The sequence below is a fragment of the uncultured Actinomyces sp. genome (assembly GCF_963526355.1).
Lineage (GTDB): Bacteria > Actinomycetota > Actinomycetes > Actinomycetales > Actinomycetaceae > Actinomyces.
In genome coordinates, this window is record NZ_CAUROW010000001.1 from 276,656 (window position 1) to 285,553 (window position 8,898).

At 66.7% G+C, this 8,898-nt stretch carries 9 protein-coding genes, 1 tRNA gene and 1 other RNA gene; 5 read left to right on the forward strand and 6 right to left on the reverse strand.

Annotated elements, in window-relative coordinates; all coding sequences use genetic code 11:
• Window positions 1–1,332: a type I glutamate--ammonia ligase gene (glnA, locus tag RWR81_RS01150; protein ID WP_314453145.1), complete on the reverse strand. Its 1,332-nt coding sequence runs from the start codon at window positions 1,330–1,332 to the stop codon at window positions 1–3.
• A gap of 197 nt (window positions 1,333–1,529) precedes the next feature.
• Here glnA and panB point away from each other — a divergent pair, with 197 nt between their 5' ends.
• On the forward strand, window positions 1,530–2,372 hold the full coding sequence (panB, locus tag RWR81_RS01155) for a 3-methyl-2-oxobutanoate hydroxymethyltransferase (RefSeq protein WP_314453147.1): 843 nt from the start codon (window positions 1,530–1,532) through the stop codon (window positions 2,370–2,372).
• Between the two features lie 36 nt (window positions 2,373–2,408).
• On the opposite strand, the gene RWR81_RS01160 is transcribed toward panB, so the two are convergent.
• Window positions 2,409–2,531 carry a hypothetical protein gene (locus tag RWR81_RS01160; RefSeq protein WP_314453150.1) on the reverse strand — a complete coding sequence of 41 codons (123 nt, stop codon included), beginning with the start codon at window positions 2,529–2,531 and terminating at the stop codon, window positions 2,409–2,411.
• 120 nt (window positions 2,532–2,651) lie between these two features.
• Here RWR81_RS01160 and map point away from each other — a divergent pair, with 120 nt between their 5' ends.
• Both map and RWR81_RS01170 read left to right on the forward strand, forming a co-directional pair.
• Window positions 2,652–3,557 (forward strand): type I methionyl aminopeptidase, encoded by a 906-nt coding sequence (gene map / locus RWR81_RS01165; protein WP_314453153.1) that lies wholly within the window; start codon window positions 2,652–2,654, stop codon window positions 3,555–3,557.
• 167 nt (window positions 3,558–3,724) lie between these two features.
• A complete protein-coding gene (locus tag RWR81_RS01170) occupies window positions 3,725–4,906 on the forward strand; it encodes a hypothetical protein (RefSeq protein ID WP_314453156.1) in 1,182 nt (393 codons plus the stop codon).
• 114 nt (window positions 4,907–5,020) lie between these two features.
• On the opposite strand, the gene rnpB is transcribed toward RWR81_RS01170, so the two are convergent.
• An RNA gene (rnpB, locus tag RWR81_RS01175) (RNase P RNA component class A) lies at window positions 5,021–5,412 on the reverse strand.
• A gap of 93 nt (window positions 5,413–5,505) precedes the next feature.
• Here rnpB and RWR81_RS01180 point away from each other — a divergent pair.
• On the forward strand, window positions 5,506–6,324 hold the full coding sequence (locus RWR81_RS01180) for a peroxide stress protein YaaA (RefSeq protein ID WP_314453158.1): 819 nt from the start codon (window positions 5,506–5,508) through the stop codon (window positions 6,322–6,324).
• 81 nt (window positions 6,325–6,405) lie between these two features.
• Here the strand turns inward: RWR81_RS01180 and RWR81_RS01185 are convergent, their stop codons facing one another.
• Together RWR81_RS01185 and RWR81_RS01190 are read right to left on the reverse strand one after the other, a co-directional pair.
• Window positions 6,406–7,140, reverse strand: a complete 735-nt coding sequence (locus RWR81_RS01185) for a hypothetical protein (RefSeq protein ID WP_314453161.1) — start codon at window positions 7,138–7,140, stop codon at window positions 6,406–6,408.
• A gap of 56 nt (window positions 7,141–7,196) precedes the next feature.
• Window positions 7,197–8,096: a Nif3-like dinuclear metal center hexameric protein gene (locus RWR81_RS01190; RefSeq protein WP_314453164.1), complete on the reverse strand. Its 900-nt coding sequence runs from the start codon at window positions 8,094–8,096 to the stop codon at window positions 7,197–7,199.
• A 195-nt stretch (window positions 8,097–8,291) separates the two neighbouring features.
• On the opposite strand from RWR81_RS01190, the gene RWR81_RS01195 reads away from it, so the two are divergent.
• Window positions 8,292–8,386: transfer RNA gene (locus RWR81_RS01195), tRNA-Ile, on the forward strand.
• A gap of 288 nt (window positions 8,387–8,674) precedes the next feature.
• Here the strand turns inward: RWR81_RS01195 and RWR81_RS01200 are convergent.
• The coding region (locus RWR81_RS01200) for a hypothetical protein (RefSeq protein ID WP_314453167.1) at window positions 8,675–8,898 on the reverse strand (224 nt) is incomplete at its 5' end.

An 8,898-nucleotide genomic window follows, 5' to 3' on the forward strand; every position in this document is an offset into this window, starting at 1 on the left:
TCAGACGCGGGGGAAGAACTGGCTGAGCTCGAAGTCGGTGACCTGGGCGTCGTAGGCCCGGTACTCGCGGCGCTTGTTGCGCAGGAAGTACTCGAAGGTGTCCTCGCCGAAGGTGTCGGCCACCAGGTCGGAGCGCTCCATGGCCGCCACCGCGCTCTTGAGCGAGGTGGGCAGGGCAAGGATCCCCAGAGCCTTGCGCTCCATCTCCGACAGGGCCCAGACGTCGTCCTCGGCCTCGGGGGGAAGCTCATAGCCCTCCTCAATGCCCTTGAGCCCGGCTGCCAGGATGACCGCATAGGCCAGGTAGGGGTTGGCCGAGGAGTCGATGCCGCGGTACTCCACGCGCGCGGACTGGGCCTTGCCGGGCTTGTGCATGGGCACGCGCACCAGGGCGGAGCGGTTGTTGTGGCCCCAGCACACGTAGCTGGGGGCCTCGTCCCCGCCCCACAGGCGCTTGTAGGAGTTGACGTGCTGGTTGGTCACGGCGGTGATCTCGCGGGCGTGGTGCAGCAGCCCGGCGATGAAGGCGCGCCCGGTCGCGGAGAGCTGGTACTGGCCGGCCGGGTCGTAGAAGGCGTTGCGCTCGCCCTCGAACAGGGAGAAGTGGGTGTGCATGCCGCTGCCGGGCCGGCCCGCGAAGGGCTTGGGCATGAAGGTGGCCGAGCAGCCCTCCTGGAGGGCCACCTCCTCGACAACGGCGCGGAAGGTCATGATGTTGTCCGCCATGGACAGGGCGTCGGCGAAGCGCAGGTCGATCTCGTTCTGGCCGGGGCCGCCCTCGTGGTGTGAGAACTGCACCGAGATCCCCATCTGCTCGAGCATGAGGATGGCATGGCGACGGAAGTCGTGGGCGGTGCCGCCGGGCACGTGATCGAAGTAGCCGGCGTCGTCAGTGGGTCGGATACGTCCGTCGGCGTCACGTTGAACCAGGTAGAACTCGATCTCGGGATGGATGTAGCAGGTGAAGCCGGCCTCGGCGACCCGGGCGAGCTGGCGCTCGAGCACGGAGCGTGGGTCGGTGCGGGCGGGCTCGCCGTCAGGCGTGAGCACGTCGCAGAACATGCGGGCCACGCCGTTGGCACCGTCGCGCCACGGCAGCATCTGGAAGGTGGAGGGGTCGGGTGCAAGCAGCATGTCGGACTCGAAGACACGGGTCAGACCCTCGATGGCCGAGCCATCGAAGCCGATGCCCTCCTCGAAGGCGCTCTCGACCTCGGCCGGTGCGATCGCCACGGACTTGAGCTGCCCGGAGACGTCAGTGAACCACAGGCGGATGAAGCTGATGTCGCGCTCTTCAATGGCTCTGAGCACGTACTCCTGCTGCTTGTCCATGGTGCCTCCTCAGCGTGGGGTGCGGCGGTGGACCGACGGCGTGACCGAACCGGCCGTTCGTCCGCCTGAGACGTTCTTGCCGGAACCAGCCTAGTGCGCGGGTGCGTCGAGCAGGTTTCGAGAATCACCCCGGTGAAGGAGGCCCACGGGGAGAGGTACGCACCGGACCGCTCCTTGATCTCGGGTAGCCTCGGCCCATGGCTACCCCCGAGTCCCCTCACGGATCCTCCGTCGCCGTCGGAGGCGGCAAGCCCGTACGCGTTCATCATCTCGCCGCGGCGAAGAACGATGGCATCAAACTCGTCATGCTCACCGCCTACGACGCCGTTACTGCCAGCGTCCTGGACGCTGCCGGAACCGATCTGCTGCTGGTGGGCGACTCGATCGGCAACGTCATGCTCGGGCACGACTCGACGCTGCCGGTGGAGCTGGACGAGATGGTGGTGGCCACGCGCTCAGTGGCCCGGGCGACGACGCGCGCGCTCGTGGTGGCCGACCTCCCCTTCGGCACCTACGAGGCCGGCCCGGAGCAGGCACTGGCCAGTGCGGTGCGCCTCATGAAGGCGGGGGCCAATGCCGTCAAGCTCGAGGGCGGCAGACCCCGGGCGGAGAGCGTGCGCGCGCTGACCCAGGCGGGCATCCCTGTGGTGGGGCACCTGGGATTCACCCCGCAGAGCATCAACATGCTCGGGGGCTTCCGGGTCCAGGGGCGCGGTCAGGCGGCCGAGGAGCTCCTGGCCGACGCGCAGGTACTGGCCGAGGCCGGCGCGATCGCCCTCGTCCTGGAGATGGTGCCCGAACCCCTGGCCGCACGCGTCACCGAGTCCCTCACCATCCCGACGATCGGCATTGGCGCGGGAGCCCGCTGCGACGGCCAGGTCCTCGTGTGGACGGACATGGCCGGGATGACGGGCTGGTCGCCGCGCTTCGCCCACCAGTTCGGTCAGGTCGGCCAGGCACTGCGCCAGGCCGCCGCCGACTACGGCAATGCGGTGCGTGAGCGGAGCTTCCCGGCTGAGGAGCACTGGTTCGGCGCCTGACCGACTGAAACCAGGTCCCGGAGCAGCAGCCGGACGTCAGTGACGGACGTCCGGGGAGAACGTCGCTCCGCCCCGGCTGAGCAGACCGCCGACGACGCAGCCGGTCCAGCACGTCAGACAGGCTCCGGCCTGCGCCTGGGACAGGCGCAGGCGACTCACCTCCAGAGGCTCCAAGGGCGAGACGCAAAAGTGATAATTCTCATAACGCAATGGGGGAGGCCCCACGCTCAGGTCGAAGGAAGGCACCCCGAAGCGAACGCCCACTCCTATGCTGACGTCATGAGTTCTTCGGCTTCCCCCGCATCCTCAGCCTCCCTGGCCGACCGCGCACCACGTGGCACGCTCACTCCCGGAACCCTCAGTCCTGAACGGCATGTTCCTGCATCCATCGAGCGTCCCGAGTACATGTTCCATGACGGCCCCGAGCACGTGACCGCCTCCGAGGTCAAGGACGCTGAGACGATTGAGCGGATCCGGGTGGCGAGTCGACTGGCCGCCCGCGCCCTGACCGAGGCCGCCAAGGCGATCGCCCCAGGGGTGACCACGGACGAGCTGGACCGGATCGCTCACGAGTACCTGTGCGACCACGGCGCCTACCCCTCCTGCCTGGGGTACATGGGCTTCCCCAAGTCGATCTGCACCTCGGTCAACGAGGTCATCTGCCACGGGATCCCTGACTCGACCCGTCTGAACGAAGGGGACCTCGTCAACCTCGATGTCACCGCCTACATCGGAGGCGTCCACGGCGACACGAACGCCACCTACGCCGTCGGCGAGGTCGATCCTGAGACGGAGCTGCTCATCGAGCGCACCCGCACCGCGATGGAGCGGGGGATCAAGGCGGTCAAGCCGGGACGGGAGGTCAACGTCATCGGCCGGGTCATTGAGGCCTACGCCAAGCGCTTCCACTACGGCGTGGTGCGTGACTACACCGGACACGGTGTCGGTGAGGCCTTCCACTCCGGCCTCATCATCCCCCACTACGACGCCGCTCCCCTCCACGACGACGTCATCGAGGTGGGGATGGTGTTCACGATCGAGCCGATGCTCACGCTCGGCGGCATCGAGTGGGAGCGGTGGGACGACGGCTGGACGGTGGTCACCAAGGACCGCTCCCGTACCGCGCAGTTCGAGCACACGATGGTGGTGACCGACAACGGCGCCGAGGTCCTCACGCTGCCCTGAGACGGCCCAAGGCCCCGGGGAGGACTCCCCATCCGCGCCCGTCAGCAGCCGTTCGCGTTGCCTGAAGGCGTGCTGACAACGTATCGTCCTCGTAGCAGCGGACGTGTAGATTCTGCCCGAAAAACACATCGGGCTTTGTCCCATTTTCTTCCCTTCCGGAGGTTCACATGGCTTTGCGCTTCAATCCACCGCCGAACTGGCCCGCACCACCAGAGGGCTTCGAGCCGCCTGCGGGCTGGCAGCCCGACCCCGCCTGGGGACCGGCACCCGAGGGCTGGCAGATCTGGATTGACGACTCCGCCCCCTCCAGCGGATCAGCTGCCTCGGCTGCGGGCGCCGCCACAGGGGCCGACCCGGCATGGGCGCCGACTCAGGCCGTGTCAACCACCCCGACGGGGCCCAGCGCTCCGGTCGCCGACCCCACAGGCATGTCCGCGTCGGCCCCTTCCGGTGACTACGCCGGTCAGGCCCCGGTCGGTGGAGCCAGCCCATATACGGCCAACATGGATTACGCGCAGTCCCCCACGCCGTTCCAGGGCCAGGGCGCTCCGGGCGGTCCTCAGCCTCCGGTAGGTGGGTGGCAACCCGCTGGTTTCAGCGGACAGGAGGCTCCTGGCAGTGGCTCCAAGCCGGTCACTCAACAGTGGTGGTTCTGGACCGGTGCCGCAGCCCTCGTGGTCATCCTGGTCGTCGGCGGCATCTTCCTGTTCAGAAATGGATCCGACAAAGGCGACCCCGTAGCCACCGGCACAACAACCTCTCAGCCGAAGAACACCGGTAAGCCCGGTGGCGGCGGTCAGAAGGACCCCAAGACTGAGAAGACCGGCGGAACGGGCAAGAGCCCGGACGGCTCAGCTGCTCCTTCATCCGCGAACGGCCCTGGAACCAAGGACGATCCTTTCGACCCGACCACCGGGGCGGTTCAGGTGAAGGCCGGCAAGTACGGCTCTGACCCCAATGCCTCGGTTGACGTCACCTTCAAACCGGTCGAGTGGGATGTCTCCACTGAAACCGTTAAGGACGGCGATCGGACATCCATCTATAAGGAGCCTCCCGCTGGCAAGACTTATATTCGTGTGCCTGTTGACATCACCTACCACGGTAATGGCCAAATGGGCAGTACCGACCTGAAAGTCGTTTACTCCTACAATGGGACCACCTCGGAGGAGGCGAGCAACATGTTCGACAAGAACGCGTTGCAGGCCCAGTCAATGCCTCGTGATGGCGGCACAGCATCCGGCTACCTCGTGTTCATTGTCGACTCCGCCACTCAGAATGACGGCAATGCCGTTTTCGTCCTCAGCCTGGGTTACTCCGGTGGCGAAGAGGTGTTTGTGAAGGCTCAGTGAGCGGCTCACCACGCCACGGTTCCTTTCAGGAATGGGGTCGGTCAGATTCTCTGATCGGCCCCATTCCTGTTGCCCTCTCAGTGGTTCAACAGCCCATGGTAATCATGGAGAAAGCGGACGAGCCGACCTGTACGCCGGGTTCTGTTGCCGCCCACCGTTACCGGCCCGGGCGGTGGCGACCATTCATCTTGGACCACTGTTACCAGTGGCCTCGTGCGACCTACCCGCTGACTCGGGCGAGCAGCCTTCACGCGCCAGCTGTGCGGTCTTGCTCCGGGCGGGGTTTACCGAGCCGCGACGGTCACCCGCCGCGCTGGTGGGCTCTTACCCCACCCTTTCACCCTTACCCACCGTCGTCCGGTGGGCGGTCTGCTCTCTGTGGCACTGTCCCGCGGGTCACCCCGGGTGGCCGTTAGCCACCGCCCTGCTCTGTGGAGCCCGGACGTTCCTCAGCCCTTGGCCGCCTCAGTGGCGGTCCAGGGTACCGCGGCCGCCCGGTCGGCTCGTCCGCGAGGACCAGCATAGCGGCACGATGCGTCGTTGAGGCATACGGCCCGCGGCGACGCCCTCGCCTTCAGGGATCACGCGCGGCTTATCATGTGGGGGTGCTGATCCTGCTACCCCCCTCCGAGGGGAAGACCGCTCCGGTCGAGGGCCCGCCGCTGGATCTTGCCTCGCTGCTGGATGCCGAGCGGCTGACCTCACCACGCCGTGAGGTGATGTCGGCGCTGGACGCCGTGAGTCAGCGTCCGGACGGCCCGGCCATCCTGGGGCTGGGACCGCGCGGGGCGGGGCTGGCGAAGGTGAACCTGTCGCTGGAGACCTCACCCTGCGCCCCCGCCCATCAGCTGTTCACCGGGGTCCTGTACGAGGCCGCGAGGCTTGACTCGATCGCCGAGGAGGAGGCCGGACGCCGTGTCCTGGAACGTCACTGCGTCATCTTCTCGGGACTGTGGGGCGTCCTGTCCCCCACCGACCCGGTGCCGAACCACCGGCTGTCAATGGGAACATCGTTACCCGGCCCAGGGCGACTGTCGGCGTTCTGGAAACCGCACCTCGCCACGTCATTGATCGAGCCGGCGACGCGGGGACTGACGGTCGACTGCCGCTCGGCGGATTATGCGGCCGCGTGGAAGCCCTCTTCCCGTGACGGCGTCGAGGTTGTGACAGTACGTGTGGAACGGGTTGACGGCGATGGCACCCGTAGGGTCGTCTCACACATGGCCAAGCGGGCTCGCGGACTGCTCACTGGAGCTCTTCTCAGTGCCGTGTCCGACCAGACCCTGTCCGCCGAGGCGTGCGCGGACGACGTCGCCGCTCTCGCCGCGCGGTTGAACGGCGTCGACGACGTCGAGATCTCCGAGGCGGACCGGCAGGGGCGGCGAGTCCTCACTCTGGTGACTCGACAACAACGATGATGGCGTCGGCTGATCGCCTCCGGAGCGAGATAGCAGCGAGACGGCGGAGCAGGTTGTCCCGGTTCCGAAGCGCAGCCGCCCTCAGACATCCATCCGTACGACGATGACGTCGTTCTCCTCGGCGTGGATGACCTCATCCTTGGGGGCGGCGGAGATGCGCGCCAGCTCCTGGGGGCTGATCTGAAGGGATCCGCCTTCAATGCTCCGCCCCCTGAGCGCAACTGCGCCAAGCCCCCCGGTGGAACTGCGCACCGCCTCATAGTCGGCCAGGAGGACCGCCTCAATGGAACCGGCCAAGTCCGCCCGCCGGCTCTCCAGGGAGTCGATCTCCTGATCGAGGCGGGCGAACTCGGAGTCGCGTTCAGCGGTGAGCTCGCGTCCAGCGATACGGATGTCGGACTCCTCCCGGCTGAGACGCTCCACCTCTTCGCGGGCAGTCTCCAGAGCCTCCATGGCAGCGATCTGCACTTCCTCCAGGGCCGCCTGACGCTGCCCGAGCTGATCGATCTCTCCCTGAATGGCTGACAGGTCGCGGGCGGCGCTGTTACCGGAGTGAAGACGTTCACGCAGCACCGCGGCGCGGTGGACGACCTGGCCGACCTCGTCCTCACTACGAGTCGCCTGCGTCCTGGCCTCGCTGACAGCGGCGTCGGCTCGAACCGCCGCCCGTTTATTCGTCTTGAGACGTTCAACAACCGACTCGATGCGACTGAGAACCGGAAGGTGCTTGCGCTCGTGACGCAACCGTGCCAGACGGGAGTCAAGGTCCTGGAGGTCGATGAGAAGGCGCTGCTGGGCGATGGGGGCGCTTGTCACGGCTTTGCTCCTTCAGGTGCGTACAGGTCGGTTATGCGAATCCTCTCATGATCCTCTCACGCCTGATCCGATCCGGTGGGCAGGTGCAACGTCCAGGGATCGGTGACGATGCGGGATACCCGGGCGGTCAGCGACGAGCCTCGAGAACGGGCGCTCTCCTGGAGGCGCTGGGCCAAGGGCTCCAGGCCAACCCACTCGGTGGCCCAGTGCGTCCCGCACAGCAGGTAGGGGCGACCTTCCTCCAGGTGCTCAGAGGCAGGGTGGTGACGCAGATCAGCCGTGAGAAACACGTCGGCACCGGCCTGCCGAGCCCGTTGCAGGAGTGAGTCGCCTGCCCCACCTGAGACGGCGATCCGCTCGACGACGGCGTCAAGGTCTCCTCCCACAAGCAGGCCGGGAGCCGAGTCGGGGAGGGCAGCGGCGACGTCAGCGGCGAACCGGCGCAGCGTGACGGGCTGCGGGAGCCTACCGATGCGGCCGATCCCTTGATCCGGGATGGCGGGGGCGGGCTCGAGGGGGACGGTTTCGGTCAGACCCACGCGATCGGCAAGGGCATCGGCGACCCCGCCCCAAGCGGCATCGAGACTGGTGTGGGCGTTGAGCAGAGCGATGCCGGCACGGATGAGCCGGTGGACGCAGCGCCCCTTGGCGTCGGTGGCCGCGACGTGGTCGGTCCCGCGCAGGTAGAGCGGGTGGTGGGTGATGATCATGTCGACGCCGGAGTCGATGGCCTCATCGATGACGGCTGTCACGGGGTCGACGGCCAGCAGGATGCTGCGTACCGGGTCCGTAGGGTCGCCACAGATGAGTCCATTGGAGTCCCAGGATGCGGCCAGACCTGGAGGTGCAGCGGATTCCACGAGGGCGACAACGTCACCGACGCTCAGAGGGTTGTCCGGGTTGTTCCGTGAGGACTGACGTCCATCGTCAGAAGATGCGGCGGAGGTGTGACTCATACAACCAGGCTAGCGGCAAGACCGAGGATTCCCGACACCCGGGCCACAAGACGAGTTCGGAGATGAGCCGATGAAACACTGACTGGAAAAGGGACGAACGCGGCCTACATCTGAGGTAGCCTATTCCCGCGCTGCCGGGACCCTGCCGGAACCGGAAGCGTCGATCACCTACGACGCCACCGGCGTCAAGGCCGCGCCCCCATAGCTCAGCGGTTAGAGCAGCGAGCTTATACCTCGTGTCGTGCCTGATAAGCACAAGGTCCTGGGTTCGAATCCCAGTGGGGGTACCAACAAGCTCTTACCTGAACCCACCCCAGTTGAAACAGGCTGGGATGTGGTTCCAGATGTTGAACAACGCTCACCCACCAGGGTGGGCGTTGTTCGTGTTGTGGGGCTTGTGGGCTCATCGTCAGCGGCGGGCGGTGTGGTCGGGGTGTCAGGCTGAGCCACGTGCTGCAGGTGGTGCGCATGAGCGGCAGCGTGCAGGCTGGGGCTGGTTAGCTGGTCGAAGGGTGAGATAAGCAGGGCGCTGAGGCGAGTGCCGGAGCCGGTGTCGGCGAGGTGGATGGAGTGAGGCATCAGGGCTGGCGCGTCAGTTTCAGCAGCTCCTCCCCTACTAGCATCGCCAGTTCCTTCTTCTTCTCCGGCGCTGTGCTGCCCATCGTGTGCACTCGTATTGCGCCTACCTGCTTGGTCATGGTCAGGGTCGGTCGAGAGTGAGGCGCTGTCCTCGCCGCTCGTCTCCTCACCTGCTGCATCCTTATCCGCTGGCCCGCCAGCATTGGCACCGTCGGTCGTGCCA

What these genes read in the sequence shown, in the direction of transcription:
- glnA (WP_314453145.1), bottom strand. Translation starts at nt 1,332, where the DNA reads ATGGACAAGCAGCAGGAGTACGTGCTCAGAGCCATTGAAGAGCGCGAC.
- panB (WP_314453147.1), top strand. Translation starts at nt 1,530, where the DNA reads ATGGCTACCCCCGAGTCCCCTCACGGATCCTCCGTCGCCGTCGGAGGC.
- map (WP_314453153.1), top strand. Translation starts at nt 2,652, where the DNA reads ATGAGTTCTTCGGCTTCCCCCGCATCCTCAGCCTCCCTGGCCGACCGC.
- RWR81_RS01170 (WP_314453156.1), top strand. Translation starts at nt 3,725, where the DNA reads ATGGCTTTGCGCTTCAATCCACCGCCGAACTGGCCCGCACCACCAGAG.
- RWR81_RS01190 (WP_314453164.1), bottom strand. Translation starts at nt 8,096, where the DNA reads ATGAGTCACACCTCCGCCGCATCTTCTGACGATGGACGTCAGTCCTCA.